This window comes from Arthrobacter ginkgonis (genome assembly GCF_039540195.1).
In the GTDB taxonomy this organism is placed as follows: domain Bacteria; phylum Actinomycetota; class Actinomycetes; order Actinomycetales; family Micrococcaceae; genus Zafaria; species Zafaria ginkgonis.
This window is the reverse complement of the sequence record NZ_BAABEO010000006.1, coordinates 72,245-85,036: the sequence shown is the minus strand read 5'-3', so window position 1 is coordinate 85,036 and position 12,792 is coordinate 72,245. Positions and strand designations below refer to the sequence as shown.

General features: G+C 69.9%; 13 protein-coding genes. 8 read left to right on the top strand and 5 right to left on the bottom strand.

Annotated elements, in window-relative coordinates; all coding sequences use genetic code 11:
* Nucleotides 1–108 precede the first annotated feature (108 nt).
* Entirely contained in the window at nt 109–1,155 is a 1,047-nt protein-coding gene (locus tag ABD912_RS01920; protein ID WP_345148052.1) for a magnesium and cobalt transport protein CorA, read from the top strand.
* Nucleotides 1,156–1,274: 119 nt separating this feature from the next.
* On the opposite strand, the gene pyrE is transcribed toward ABD912_RS01920, so the two are convergent.
* Nucleotides 1,275–1,844, bottom strand: coding sequence for an orotate phosphoribosyltransferase (gene pyrE / locus ABD912_RS01915; protein ID WP_345148050.1), 570 nt, complete (start codon nt 1,842–1,844; stop codon nt 1,275–1,277).
* A 64-nt stretch (nt 1,845–1,908) separates the two neighbouring features.
* On the opposite strand from pyrE, the gene ABD912_RS01910 reads away from it, so the two are divergent.
* From ABD912_RS01910 to ABD912_RS01900, 3 genes are all read left to right on the top strand, one after another.
* Nucleotides 1,909–2,355, top strand: coding sequence for a MarR family winged helix-turn-helix transcriptional regulator (locus tag ABD912_RS01910; RefSeq protein ID WP_345148049.1), 447 nt, complete (start codon nt 1,909–1,911; stop codon nt 2,353–2,355).
* A gap of 19 nt (nt 2,356–2,374) precedes the next feature.
* On the top strand, nt 2,375–3,976 hold the full coding sequence (locus ABD912_RS01905) for a stealth family protein (RefSeq protein ID WP_345148047.1): 1,602 nt from the start codon (nt 2,375–2,377) through the stop codon (nt 3,974–3,976).
* Between the two features lie 64 nt (nt 3,977–4,040).
* A complete protein-coding gene (locus tag ABD912_RS01900) occupies nt 4,041–4,691 on the top strand; it encodes a TetR/AcrR family transcriptional regulator (protein WP_345148045.1) in 651 nt (216 codons plus the stop codon).
* On the opposite strand, the gene ABD912_RS01895 is transcribed toward ABD912_RS01900, so the two are convergent.
* A complete protein-coding gene (locus ABD912_RS01895; RefSeq protein WP_345148043.1) occupies nt 4,688–5,620 on the bottom strand; it encodes a metallophosphoesterase in 933 nt (310 codons plus the stop codon). The genes ABD912_RS01900 and ABD912_RS01895 overlap by 4 nt on opposite strands.
* A gap of 247 nt (nt 5,621–5,867) precedes the next feature.
* Between ABD912_RS01895 and nadE the strand changes: the two genes are divergently transcribed.
* Nucleotides 5,868–6,689 (top strand): ammonia-dependent NAD(+) synthetase, encoded by an 822-nt coding sequence (gene nadE, locus ABD912_RS01890; protein WP_345148042.1) that lies wholly within the window; start codon nt 5,868–5,870, stop codon nt 6,687–6,689.
* A 132-nt stretch (nt 6,690–6,821) separates the two neighbouring features.
* Here nadE and ABD912_RS01885 read toward each other — a convergent pair whose 3' ends face one another.
* Genes ABD912_RS01885 through ABD912_RS01875 form a run of 3 tightly spaced genes read right to left on the bottom strand, consistent with a single transcriptional unit; the run spans nt 6,822 to nt 8,925 of the window.
* Entirely contained in the window at nt 6,822–7,583 is a 762-nt protein-coding gene (locus ABD912_RS01885; protein ID WP_345148040.1) for a hypothetical protein, read from the bottom strand.
* The gene (locus ABD912_RS01880; RefSeq protein ID WP_345148039.1) at nt 7,580–8,539 is read right to left on the bottom strand and encodes an ABC transporter ATP-binding protein; all 960 of its coding nucleotides are present in this window, start codon (nt 8,537–8,539) and stop codon (nt 7,580–7,582) included. The genes ABD912_RS01885 and ABD912_RS01880 overlap by 4 nt, the downstream gene beginning before the upstream one ends.
* Nucleotides 8,536–8,925, bottom strand: a complete 390-nt coding sequence (locus tag ABD912_RS01875) for a GntR family transcriptional regulator (protein WP_345148038.1) — start codon at nt 8,923–8,925, stop codon at nt 8,536–8,538. The genes ABD912_RS01880 and ABD912_RS01875 overlap by 4 nt, the downstream gene beginning before the upstream one ends.
* 116 nt (nt 8,926–9,041) lie before the next feature.
* Here ABD912_RS01875 and ABD912_RS01870 point away from each other — a divergent pair, with 116 nt between their 5' ends.
* The 3 genes from ABD912_RS01870 (at nt 9,042) to ABD912_RS01860 (ending at nt 12,732) form a co-directional block, all read left to right on the top strand.
* Nucleotides 9,042–9,845 (top strand): exodeoxyribonuclease III, encoded by an 804-nt coding sequence (locus tag ABD912_RS01870; RefSeq protein ID WP_345148036.1) that lies wholly within the window; start codon nt 9,042–9,044, stop codon nt 9,843–9,845.
* A gap of 2 nt (nt 9,846–9,847) precedes the next feature.
* A complete protein-coding gene (locus ABD912_RS01865) occupies nt 9,848–10,699 on the top strand; it encodes a hypothetical protein (RefSeq protein WP_345148034.1) in 852 nt (283 codons plus the stop codon).
* A gap of 194 nt (nt 10,700–10,893) precedes the next feature.
* Complete coding sequence (locus ABD912_RS01860; protein ID WP_345148032.1) at nt 10,894–12,732, top strand: glycoside hydrolase family 13 protein; 1,839 nt, start codon at nt 10,894–10,896, stop codon at nt 12,730–12,732.
* Nucleotides 12,733–12,792: the final 60 nt, after the last annotated feature.

Below are 12,792 nucleotides of genomic sequence, written 5' to 3'. Positions count from 1 at the left end.
GCGGGTGGCTGGGCGGGGAAGCTGGTGCTGGTCACCGTACAAGGGTAGTGCGCGTGGCAGACTGGCTGCAGGTCCGCCGCCGGGCCGTTGCAAGGGAAGGAGCCACGCGTGCCCATCGTGGACAACGGGATCTACGTCGAGGGCCGGCGCCGCGCCACACCCTCCAGCCTGGCGGAGACCTTCGAGGACATGGTCGCCTGCCACGGCATGGCCTGGATGGGGCTCTACCGGCCCACGGCCGAGGAGCTGGAGGCGGTGGCCGAGGAGCTGGGCCTGCACCAGCTGGCGATCGAGGACACCCTCTCCGGCCACCAGCGCCCCAAGCTGGACCACTACGGGACCCACAGCTTCCTGGTCCTGCGCCCGGCCCGCTACGTGGACGAGACGGAGAAGGTGGAGTTCGGGGAGCTGCACATCTATGCCGGCGTGGACTTCGCGGTGACCATCCGGCAGGCCGAGTCGGCGCAGCTGTCCTCCGTGCGGCGCACCATGGAGGCGCAGCCGCAGCTGCTGGCGCTGGGCCCGCCGGCCGTCATGTACGCGGTGCTGGACCACGTGGTGGACGAATACCGGCCGGTGATCGAGGGCCTGGCCAACGACATCGAGGAGATCGAGGACGGGCTGTTCACCGGGGACACCTCCGTGTCCCGCCGCATCTACGAGCTCTCCCGGGAGGTCATCGAGTTCCAGCGGGCGGTGGCCCCGCTGGTCGGGATCGTCGGTGAGCTGCGCCGCGAACTCACCGGGTCCGAGCGCAGCCCGGGCAGCGCCGGCGGACCACAAACCGGCCCGGAGACGGACCAGGCGGTGTTGGAGCTGGACAGCCGGTTCGCCGACGTGCAGGACCACGTCATCCGGGTCGCCGAGCGCCTCACCTCCTTCCGGGAGGTGCTTACCAACGCGCTCTCGCTCAACGCCACTTTGGTGTCCCAGCAGGCGGCGCAGGCCGGGGTGGAGCAGAACGAGCAGATGAAGAAGATCTCAGCCTGGGCGGCCATCCTCTTCGCCCCGTCCCTGGTGGGCAGCATCTACGGGATGAACTTCGCCTTTATGCCGGAGCTGGCCTGGCGGTTCGGGTACCCGCTGGCGCTGGCGCTGATGGTCGGGCTCAGCCTGGGCCTGTACCTCGTGTTCAAGCGGAACAGGTGGCTGTGACCGGCCCGGAGGCCCGGAACGCAGGACGACGGCGGCACGTGCGTGCCGCCGTCGTCCTGCGTGGGAGCTAGCGACCAGCTCCCGAGGGCCCGGCAAGCTCGGGGCGGGGCCCTCGGGAGCTAGTCTTCCAGCCCGAGTTCGCCCTTGCCGAAGGCGAAGAGGTACGGCACGCCGGCCTCGGACTCGATGCGCTCCTTGGCGCCGGTGTCACGGTCCACGATGACGGCAACGGCCACGACGTTGCCGCCGGCGTTGCGCACGCCTTCGACGGCGGTCAGCGCCGAGCCGCCGGTGGTGGAGGTGTCCTCCAGGACCACGACGTTGCGGCCCTGCACCGAGGGGCCCTCGACCTGGCGGCCCATGCCGTAGGACTTCTGCGCCTTGCGGACCACAAACGCGTCGATCGGGCGGCCGGCGTCCCCGGCCGCGTGCATCAGCGCCGTGCCGACCGGGTCCGCGCCCATGGTCAGGCCGCCGGCCGCGGCGAAGTCGATCCCGGCCTCGTCGAGCATCTGCAGCATGGCCTGGCCGACCAGGCGGGACGCCTCGTGGTGCAGGGTGATGCGGCGCAGGTCGATGTAGTAGTCGGCCTCCTTGCCGGAGGAGAGGGTGACCTTGCCGCGGACGACGGCGAGTTCCTTGATCAGTTCAAGCAGGCGGGCGCGCGCGGGGGCGTCGAGGGAAGTCATGCCTCCGATTCTAAAGGGCGGCAGGGTCCGGGACATCCGTTGGCCAAGGACGTAGGCTGTGCCCATGAACGCTCAGCGACCGCTTGGATACTGGCTCAAACTGGTGGACTCGCTCATCTCGGAACAGTTCACCGTGGCGTTGGAGGAGCACGGGGTGACGCGCCGGCAATGGCAGCTGCTCAACGCCCTCTCGCACGGTCCCGCGACCGGAGGGGAACTGACCGTGGCGCTGGCGCCGTTCTTCGGCGAGGCCGTCCCGGAAGGCGAACCGTCCACCCCCTCCGAGCACCTGGCGGAGCTGGTGGAGTCGGGGTGGGTCGCCGAGGAGGGGCACACCTTCAGCCTCACCGAGCGGGGCGCCACCAGCCTGGACAAGCTCACCGCGATCGTGGATGCGATGCGGGAGGAGTCCAGCGCCGGGGTGAGCGGCGCGGACTACGCCACAACCGTCGCGACTCTCCAACGGATGGCGGAGAACCTAGGATGGCGGGATAACGCAACGTCTCCCTAGACTTCCTTAGAAGGGCTTAATGAGCACCGACGTCACCCCCTCCGAGGTCTACCATGCGGCACCCGAGCCCGAGCCGCAGGCAGCTACCGCCGATGAAGTTGCCTCGCGTGCCGCCTCCGCCCGCTTTGCCGGCCGCTCCGACGTCGTGCTCCACAAGAACCGGTGGGCACTGGTCAACCGGACCCTGACCCCGCACGAGGCGATGGTCGAGGACCTGCTGTTCGTGGGCGCGGCGCTGGACGCGGCCGGGATCAACTACCTGCTGGTGCGCGGGAACGACGCCCGCCCGGTGATCGCGGTGGACTGGGCCCTGCGCAAGGAGTTGCGCGCAGCCCTGGCGGCGGCCTGCCGGGACGAGCCGTTCTATTCGATGACCGTGGACGCGACCGGCCGCCGCTCCCTGTTGGTGGCCGACGGGCGGCTCGCCGCCGCGGGCAAGGCGCGCATGTTCCGGCTGTACCGGCCGCGCGTGGAGCCGGAGGGCGGACTTGTCTACGGGCAGGGCACCGGCGTGCAGGTGGAGCTGTGGCGCTGGGAGGACGGCATGATCCAGCTGCCGATCGAGAACTCCGTGACCCGGCGGGCCCTGCCGGTCGCCGAAGCGGTGTACGGGACGGTGCAGCGGTTCGGCCGGGAGTGGCCGACCATCGAGAACATGTTCGCCGACCACGCGACGGACATCGATTTCCCGATCGACATCGTCTTCTCCTGGGTGGACGGCAACGACCCCGAGTTCCAGCGCTACCGGGCCACCTTCATGGACAAGGTGGTGGTGGGCGAGGGTGACGACTCCGAGGCGCGCTACCGACAGATCAACGAGCTGAAGTACGCGCTGCGCAGCGTGCACATGTTCGCCCCCTGGATCCGCCACATCTTCCTCTGCACCGATTCCCCGGTCCCGGAGTGGCTGGACGCCGACCACCCGAAGATCACGATCGTGCGGGCGGAGGACCACTTCGCCGACCCCACGGTGCTGCCCACCTTCAACTCCCAGGCCGTGGAATCGCAGCTGCAGCACATCGAAGGGCTCTCCGAGCACTTCCTGTATTCCAACGACGACATGTTTTTCGGCCGGCCGCTGGGCCCGGACATGTTCTTCTCCCCCGGCGGGATCACCAAGTTCATTGAGGCGGACACCCGGATCGGGCTCGGCGACAACCACTTGGACCGCTCCGGGTTCGAGAATGCCGCGCGGGCGAACCGGAAGCTGCTCCACGACCGATTCGGGCGCATCACCACCCGCCACCTGGAACACACCGCGGCACCGCTGCGGCGCAGCGTGCTGCTGGAGATGGAGGGCGAGTTCGCTGCCGAGTTCGCCGCGACCGCGTCCAGCCGCTTCCGCGCCAAGGACAACATCTCGGTGACCAACTCGCTCTACCACTACTTCGCGCTGCTCACCGGGCGGGCGGTCACCAAGGTCGGCGCGAAGGTCCTGTACGTGGACACCACGCTGCGCGGAGGGCTGGCCCTGCTGGAGCGGCTGCTGCGCAAGCGCAACGAGGACTTCTTCTGCCTCAACGACGGCAGCTTCCCGGAGGTCACCGCGCGCGAGCGCCAGGCGACCGTCACGGCCTTCCTGGAGAAGTACTTCCCGGTCCCCGCGCCGTGGGAGAAGTAGCCGCTTCCGGCGTCGCCGGGCTTGCGGCCGGGGTCTGATGGCAAGGGTGTGGTAGCAAAGGACCATGGAAAAAAATGGCGGGCGCCCCCAGCGCAGCGCGGAATCACGGCGGCGGATCCTGGAGGCGACGCTGGAGATCGCCGCCGAGCGCGGGTTCGAGGGAACCACGATGGCCCAGGTCAGCGAGCGCTCCGGGCTGCCCATCGGTTCCGTCTACTGGCATTTCGAGAACAAGGACAAGCTCTTCGCCGCGCTGCTTGAATACTGCGTCGAGGCCTGGGAGGGCAGCCACCACAACTGGACCTTCAGCCCGGGCGAGACGCCCGCCGAACGTCTGGGACAGACCATCGGTGTCAGGGCCATCGAAGCCGCCGAACCCGCGAACTTCTGGCGGGTCGGGCTGCTACTGGCCCTGGAGCAGCGCCTCAGCGGCACCGCGGCCCGGGAGACGTTCCTGGAAATCCGCAGGACGCGTCTGGCCACCATGACGGAATGGTGGCAGCTGTCCCTCCCCGGGCCCGTCCTGGACCGGGACCCGGGCCTGCCCCTGCGGCTGGCCCAATACGCGATGGCCATGTCCGACGGCATGTTCATCTCCGGAAGCGCGAACGATGGCTGGGACCTTGCCGCCCTGGGCGAGATGCTGGCGCGGTCCCTGAACCAGATGGCCGAAGCGGCCATCGCCGACGCCTCCCGCGAACCCTCCGGGAACTAACCGGCCCGGCGGGTCCGGACGGATCCCGGGGAGTCCAATGGCGGCAGCGCCCCGTGCCGGTGCAGCGTGCGGGCGACCGCCGCCGGGGTGAACTCCTCGCCCACGGTCGCCCCGCCGGCCGGCGGAACCACCGAGTGCACCACCGTGTCCCGGTACACGTGGACCATGGTGCAGCCCTGGGCCGCGTCGCGCCCGCGGGTGCCGCGGATCCCGGTCTGCGGGTCCACCGGCCCGGCGAGGTCCTGGGTGTAGCAGGTGGAGGAGGCCACGGAGACGGGGATTCCCGCGAACGTCGCGCTGGTGGAATGGTGCAGGTGGCCGCCGAGGATGGCCCGCACGTCGCTGCCGCGCACGACGGCGGCGAGGCCGGCCTGGCCGCGCAGCTCCACCAGGATCGCCAGCGGCTGGATGCACGGCACGGGAGGGTGGTGCATCACCAGCAGCGTGCCCTCGGGGGCGGGGACCTCCAGGACACTGCTCAGCCATTTGAGCTGCTCCGCGGAGATTTCGCCGTGGTGGGCCCCCGGCACGGAGGTGTCCAGCACGGTCACGCGCAGTCCCCCCAGCCAGTGCACGGCGTTCAGGGGCTCCTCCGAGCGAGGCTCGCCCAGCAGGTGTTCGCGCAGGTTGGCGCGGTCGTCGTGGTTGCCCATGGCCCAGATCGCGCGGGCCCCCAGCCGTTCGGCGACCGGTTCGACGGCGGACCGCAGCCGGGCGTAGGCCTCCGGCTCGCCGCTATTGGCCAGGTCCCCGCTGAACACGATGGCCTCGGGCCGGGCCCCGGTGGCCTCGATCTCGGCCAGCACCCGGAGCAGGCCGACCTCGCCGTCCACGATCCCGGGCGGAGACTCCTCCCCGCGCAGGTGCAGGTCGCTCAGGTGGAGCAGGAAGTGGGAGGGGGCCGGATGCTCTGGAGATCGGATCGCCATGGTGATGGGTGTCTTTCCGGGATTTCGTTGCACTGTTTCGTCGCTCGGATGTCGAATCGTTCGTTGCGTTGCGGCCGCGGTCCCGGCGGAGCGCGGCACCTCCATGAAGCCCATCAAACCAGACAGGCAGCGAACACGGAACGGCCGCGGTGCCGGGTTTTGGCATTCCGGCGCCGCCGCCCGCCCGGCACGCGGCGTCGGCGCGGCGGGCAATCCGCGGGAAACACGGCGGTTGTAGGCTGGGCGCATGCGCGAACTTCAGTCGAGGATCATCGAGGAAATGGGCGTCAAGCCGCAGATCGACCCAGCAGAGGAGGTCGCGGCACGCGTCGGGTTCCTCAAGGACTACCTGAGGGCCACCGGCACCCGCGGCTTCGTGCTCGGGATTTCCGGCGGCGTCGACTCCTCGCTGGCGGGCCGGCTGGCCCAGCTGGCCGTGGAGGAGCTGGCGGCCGAGGGCGTGGAGGCGGACTTCGTGGCCATGCGCCTGCCCTACGGCGAGCAGCACGACGAGGAGGACGCGCAGGCCGCGATGGGGTTCGTGGCGGCCAAGCGCGAGGTGACCTTCAACATCAAGCCCGGCGTGGACGGCCTTGAGGGCGAGTACGAACAGACCACCGGAACCGACCTGTCCGATTTCAGCAAGGGCAACATCAAGGCCCGGGCGCGCATGATCGCCCAGTACGCCATGGCCGGCGAACACAACCTCCTGGTCATCGGCACCGACCACGGCGCGGAGTCCGTCACCGGCTTCTTCACCAAGCACGGGGACGGCGGGGCGGACGTGTTGCCCCTGTTCGGCCTCAACAAGCGGCAGAACCTGCAACTGCTGCAGCACCTGGACGCCCCGGAACGCGTCTGGCAGAAAGCGCCCACCGCGGACCTGCTCGACATCCTCCCCGGCCGCACCGACGAGGACGAACTCGGGCTCGAATACGACGAGATCGACGACTACCTGGAAGGCCGCGACATCCCGGCAGAGGTTGCCGGGAAGATCGAGCAGAAGTACCTGCGCACCCGCCACAAGCGCACCGTCCCCGTGTCCATCCACGACACCTGGTGGCGCTGACCCCGGACCGGAAGACAGGCCGCAAACGGCTCCTTTGAATCATGCACCGCAAGGCCCCGCCCGGATTCCTCCGGGCGGGGCCTTGCGGCCTGCCTGGCCCGGTAAGCGCGGGGCAGGCGGGTCCCTGCGTGCTTAGCGGCCCACCGGGGCGCGGCGCAGCACCAGCCAGCTGCCGGCCGCGGCCACCAGGGCCACCGCCACCATCCCGGCCGCGAGCTTGGCAAAGCTGAAGGGCCCGAGCACCGCGATCAGGTCGATGCCGGCCCAGAGCACTCCCGCCACCCCCAACAGCAGGACCAGGACGATTCCGGCGATGCTGGACAGCACGCCCAACTGGCTCCAGCGCAGGTACACCGAGGCGAACCAGGTGCCGATGAACAGCATCGAGAAGGAGATGCCGAAGCCCATGAGGAAGAGGTCGGGATAGCTGCCGTTGCCGACCACGTACACGTCGAACACCCGGGCGCCGGTGAACCAGTGGCCGGTGGCCCGTTCCAGGGCCAGCAGCACCACCATCGTGGTGGCCAGGAACAGCGATTCCAGGGTCAGCGCCACGGTGGTCCCCCACCAGTACTGCCGGCGGGTGGCGCCCATGCCCAAGGCGAACGGCATGGTGCGGGCGTAGGCCATCACCCCGAGGTTCACGAAGTAGCCGGCGAAGCACCACAGGGCTGCCTGGTTGTAGCGGAAGCCTTCGGATAGCTCTTCCGCGGAGGCGGGAACGAACGCCCGCAGGATCAGCATGATCAGGACGCACAGGACCACGACCCCGCCAAAAATGATCAGCGGAACGTCGATCATCTGGCTGCGGTTCACGAAGTGCAGCCTGACGATCTTGGCCAACGGGCGCCTCTTCCCGGCGCGGGCCGGTGCCGCAACGGTTGCCGTGCTCATCGGAAAGCCTCCTTGTTCTGCGCGGACGGGTCGGATGGCGTTTGGGGGCCGGACCGGGCGTGCGGGCCGGGCTGCCCGGACTCCGCGGAATCGAGCAGTCCGTAGGCGGAAACGAGTTCCTGCAGGGACACCGCACCCAGCTCCAAACCGCGCTCCGCGGCGAGGGAGCGGAGGCCGGCATCGGCGCGGCCTTCGACGGTGACGGACCTGAGTCCTCCGAGGGACTGGGTATGGAGCACGCGCCGCCCTTCCGTCACGGCGGCGACGGCCTCGGCGGGGCCGGACAGCGTAAAGGCGCCGGCCCTGGCCTCCTCGACGCTGGAGTCCAGCACCTTGGTTCCCTTGTCGATGACGATCACGTGTTCCAGCAGGTTCGCCGCCTCGTCGATCAGGTGGGTGGACATCAGGATGGTCCGCGGGTGCTCCATGTAGTCCTGGAGCAGCCGGTCGTAGAAGATGCCGCGGGCCGTGGCGTCCAGGCCCAAATAGGGTTCGTCGAAGATGGTGACCGGGGCGCGGGAAGCCATGCCCACGATGATCGCCACCGAGGACAGCTGCCCGCGGGAGAGCTTCTTGATCGGAGTCCGCAGCGGCAGTCGGAAGGCCTCGGCCAGCTCGCCGGCCAGCTCCGCATCCCAGTTCTCGAAGAACCAGGGGGAGGTGCGCAGCACGTGGGAGGCCTTGAAGTCCTCCGGATACTTCTGGTTCTCGCGCACGAAGCACAGCCCCGCCAGCACCGCCGCGTTCTCGAAGGGCTCGCCCCCGTTGACCAGGATCCGGCCCGAGGTCTTCGGTTCCTGCCCGGAAAGGATCGACATGATGGTGGTCTTGCCCGCCCCGTTGCGCCCCAGCAGGCCGCAAATGGTGTTCTTCCCGATGCTGAAGGCAACGTCCTCCAGCGCCCGGGTGCCGCCGTAGTACTTGCAGAGCCCCTGGACTTCGATTGCCGCGGTCATGCCCGTACCTCCTTGGTTGCGGTGGCGGCGGAGGCAGCCGCCGTCGTGATCATGCCCACCACGGCCTCCGGGGCGATGCCCAGCCTCGCCGCCTCCGCCAGGAGGGGGTGGACGTACTGCCGTTCGAACGCCTGCCTGCGTTCGTCCACCAACTGCCCGCGCGCTCCCCTGCTGACAAACATTCCGATGCCCCGTTTCTTGTAGAGGATCCCCGACTCCACGAGGAGGTTCAGCCCCTTGCCTGCGGTGGCCGGGTTGATGCGCAGAAAGGCCGCGAACTCGTTGGTGGAGGGGACCTGCGTCTCTTCCGGGTACGTCCCGTCGATGATCCGTTCCTCGACCTGCTCCGCCACCTGGATGAAGATTGGCCGGGAATCGTCCATCACGTCCCCACCCGCTTCATCGGTTCATTACTCATGTAATGAACTAAACCACTGACTGAGCTCTCCGATCAAGTAGTCCGCGCTCTTGGCTGGGGCGGAGCACTTGATAGGTTGGGCGGGTGAAGATCGCTACCTGGAACGTGAACTCCCTCCGCGCCCGCGCCGACCGCGTGGAGGATTGGCTGCGCCGCACCGACGTCGACGTGCTGGCCATCCAGGAAACCAAGTGCAAGGACGAGAACTTTCCCTGGGAGCTGTTCGAGAACAACGACTACGAGGTGGCGCACTTCGGGCTGAGCCAGTGGAACGGCGTGGCGATCGCCTCCCGCGTGGGCCTGGAGGACGTGGAGCGGACCTTCGTGGGCCAGCCGGTCTTCGGCAAGGGCGGCAAGGACCCGGTGCAGGAACCGCGGGCCCTGGGCGCCACCTGCGGCGGCGTGCGCGTCTGGAGCCTGTACGTGCCCAACGGCCGCGCGCTCGACGACGAGCACATGCCCTACAAGCTGCAGTGGCTGGACGTGCTCAAGGACCAGGCCGCGGAGTGGCTCCAGGCCGATCCGCAGGCCCAGATCGCCCTGATGGGCGACTGGAACATCGCCCCGCAGGACGAGGACGTCTGGGACATCGACCTTTTCCGCCGCGAGGGCTTCACCCACGTCAGCGAGCCCGAACGCGCCGCTTTCCGCGCCTTCGAGGGCGCCGGCTACACCGACGTCGCGCGCCCCTTCACCCCCGGCCCGGGCGTCTACACGTACTGGGACTACACGCAGCTGCGTTTCCCCAAGAAGGAGGGCATGCGCATCGACTTCGTCCTGGGCTCCCCCGCGCTGGCCGGCCGGGTGAAGGGCGCCAGCATCGACCGCGAGGAGCGCAAGGGCAAGGGCGCCTCCGACCACGCGCCGGTGATCGTGGAGCTGGACTAGCCATGGCGAGGCTGGCGCGCGGGGCCCGGCGGAACATCCCGCCGACCGCGCACCTGCGCGTCTACGAGCCCCTGCGCGCCTTCTCCGACGAGGAGCAGCTACTGATCAACGCGCAGCGCGACGGCGCACGCGAGGCCTTCGAGGCCCAGGAGACCGCCGACTCGCTGGACCGTGTCACGCGCCTGGTCTCGGACCCCTTTCCCCATGTGACGGACGAACGCTTCCGCATCCTGCACTACCCCGGCGCCAACGGCTTGACCGCCGCGTACTACTGTCCGGACCAGCTGGCCACGCGGGCCACACTCGCGGCGGAACAGCTGACCGGGACCATGCGCCCGCAGCTGTTGGAGGTGCTGGTGCCCGACCCGGCGCGGGTGGCCAACGCGGACCGGCTGGTCCACGAGGACTTCGCCGATGACGTCGCACGGCTGCACACGCGCAGCGCGACCTGGGGCATCCCGTTCGGTTGGTTCGTGCTGCTGCGCGAGGACGACCACTGCGAGATCGTCGAGGACGGCGAGCGGATCGTGAGCGTCAGGCTCTGCGCCCCGACGGTCCAGGCGCTGGAACGGGCCCGCTACGCGGCGGCCTCGCTGGCCGTCCACGCCCCGGAACTGGACATGCTGGACGACCTCACCGGGCTGAGCGAATGGCTGCAGCTGTTCCACCAGGATTCGATCGTGGAGCTGGACTACGGGCGCACCGCCGAACTGGTCTGGCCCGACGACTCCCCGCACGACATCCGGCTGGGCATCGAGTCCCTCGCCGAGGGGGACATGCTCGGCGCGGCGGCCTCCTACCGCCGGCTGGCCTCCCGCTGGCTCAAGGTCCGCCAGCTCGCCCGGGCCAGCTGAGGAGCGCCACCTGACCCCAGGGCCATCCTCCCCTAGCGTCGTCGGAGCCTCCCCAACCTCGCTACGCTCGATCGGGGCCCCTCGGCTCCTAGCGTCTTCGTCGCCTCCCCAACCTCGCTACGCTCGGTCGGGGCCCCTCGGCTCCTAGACTGGGGAACACGCCGTCGTACTCCGAAACTCGAGTAAGGAGCACCATGACCCAGACCAGCGCAGCCCCGTGGTGGCAGGATGCCGTCATCTACCAGGTGTACCCGCGATCGTTCGCCGACGCGGACGGCGACGGGATGGGGGACCTGCGCGGCGTCGCCTCCAAGCTGGGCTACCTGCGTGGCCTCGGCGTGGACGCCGTGTGGCTGTCCCCGTTCTACCCGTCCCCGCAGCGGGATGCCGGCTACGACGTCGCCGACTACCGTGCGGTGGACCCGCTGTTCGGCACGCTGGAGGACTTCGACGCGATGCTCGCCGAGGCCCATCGGCTGGGCCTGCGGATCATCGTGGACCTGGTTCCGAACCACACCTCGGACCAGCACGCCTGGTTCCAGGAGGCCCTGGCCTCGGCCCCCGGCTCCCCCGCCCGGAAACGCTACATCTTCCGCGAGGGGCGCGGCGCGGGCGGCGCGGAGCCGCCGAACAACTGGCTCTCCCTCTTCGGCGGGCCGGCCTGGACCCGCGTGACGGAGCAGGCCGGACCCGACGCCGGGCGGCCGGGACAGTGGTACCTGCACCTGTTCGACACCACGCAGCCGGACCTGGACTGGTCCAACCCCGAGGTCCACGCCGAGATGGAGGACGTGCTGCGGTTCTGGCTGGACCGCGGCGTGGACGGGTTCCGCGTGGACGTGGCCCACGGACTGGTGAAGGCGGAGGGGCTGCCGGACTGGTCCGCGAAGGTGTCCATGGTCTCCGGCACGGACGCCCCGCTCACGGCTCCCCTGGACACCCCGGAAGAGGCCGGCGCCGTCGGCGTGGCCCCCGAGCCAGCGCACGTCCGAACGCTGGAGGCCGATAAGGAGTTGGAGCACCGCCTGTCCCCGGAGGACCGGCCGCCGTACCTGGACCAGGACGGGGTGCACCGCATCTACGAGGAATGGCACCGGGTCCTGGCCGGCTACCCGGGCGACCGCATGATGGTCGCCGAGGCGTGGGTGGCGCCGGCGGAGCGCACCTTCCGCTACGTGCGTCCGGGCGAGATGCAGCAGGCGTTCAACTTCGGCTTCCTGCTGGCCGGATGGGACGCGGCACGGATCGCCGCCAACGTGGACGAGACGCTGCGCGAGGCCGCCGCCGTCGGAGCGCCGGCCACCTGGGTGCTCTCCAACCACGACACCGTGCGCCACACCTCCCGCTTCGGGCTCAAGGATCCCACCACCTTCCCGAAGGGCATCGGCGCCGAGGACGAACAGCCCGACGAACAGCTGGGCTGGGCGCGCGGGCGCGCCGCGACGATGGTGATGCTGGGCCTGCCGGGTTCGGCCTACGTCTACCAGGGCGACGAGCTCGGCCTGCCCGAACACACCACGCTGGCCCACGAACTGCGCCAGGACCCGAGCTTCTTCCGCACCGGCGGCGCCGAACGCGGCCGGGACGGCTGCCGGGTGCCGCTGCCGTGGGTTGCCGCCGCGCCCGGGTTCGGATTCGGCCCCTACCCGGAGGCGCCGGGCGGGGACGACGCCGGCGGGTCCGCCCACGCTGGCCTGCCTTGGCTGCCGCAGCCTGCGGGGTTCGCCCGCTACGCGGCGGACCGGCAGGTGGGGGTCCCGGGGTCGACGTACGAGCTGTACCGCGAACTGCTGGCGCTGCGGGCCGGGCACGCGCTGGGCCGCGGCGGGCTGGAGTGGGCAGCCCCGCACGATCCCAAGGCGGGGATCCTGGCGTTCCGGAACGGGCCGGTGCTCGTGGTGGCGAACATGGGCGCCGACCCCGTCGCGCTGCCGGAGGGGTGGGGCCTTGCCGCCTCCAGCCGGGACGAGGGGATCGCGGACGGCGCGCTGGAGCCGGACACCTGCGTGTGGATGCTCGCCGAGCGGGATTGAGACGGGTAAGCGCGGGGCAGCTGGGTCCCCTTCGTGGCGACGAAGTCGACACGAGAGGGC

What these genes read in the sequence shown, in the direction of transcription:
- ABD912_RS01885 (WP_345148040.1), bottom strand. Translation starts at nt 7,583, where the DNA reads ATGAGCACGGCAACCGTTGCGGCACCGGCCCGCGCCGGGAAGAGGCGC.
- ABD912_RS01895 (WP_345148043.1), bottom strand. Translation starts at nt 5,620, where the DNA reads ATGGCGATCCGATCTCCAGAGCATCCGGCCCCCTCCCACTTCCTGCTC.
- ABD912_RS01880 (WP_345148039.1), bottom strand. Translation starts at nt 8,539, where the DNA reads ATGACCGCGGCAATCGAAGTCCAGGGGCTCTGCAAGTACTACGGCGGC.
- pyrE (WP_345148050.1), bottom strand. Translation starts at nt 1,844, where the DNA reads ATGACTTCCCTCGACGCCCCCGCGCGCGCCCGCCTGCTTGAACTGATC.
- ABD912_RS01910 (WP_345148049.1), top strand. Translation starts at nt 1,909, where the DNA reads ATGAACGCTCAGCGACCGCTTGGATACTGGCTCAAACTGGTGGACTCG.
- ABD912_RS01865 (WP_345148034.1), top strand. Translation starts at nt 9,848, where the DNA reads ATGGCGAGGCTGGCGCGCGGGGCCCGGCGGAACATCCCGCCGACCGCG.
- ABD912_RS01900 (WP_345148045.1), top strand. Translation starts at nt 4,041, where the DNA reads ATGGAAAAAAATGGCGGGCGCCCCCAGCGCAGCGCGGAATCACGGCGG.
- nadE (WP_345148042.1), top strand. Translation starts at nt 5,868, where the DNA reads ATGCGCGAACTTCAGTCGAGGATCATCGAGGAAATGGGCGTCAAGCCG.
- ABD912_RS01860 (WP_345148032.1), top strand. Translation starts at nt 10,894, where the DNA reads ATGACCCAGACCAGCGCAGCCCCGTGGTGGCAGGATGCCGTCATCTAC.
- ABD912_RS01905 (WP_345148047.1), top strand. Translation starts at nt 2,375, where the DNA reads ATGAGCACCGACGTCACCCCCTCCGAGGTCTACCATGCGGCACCCGAG.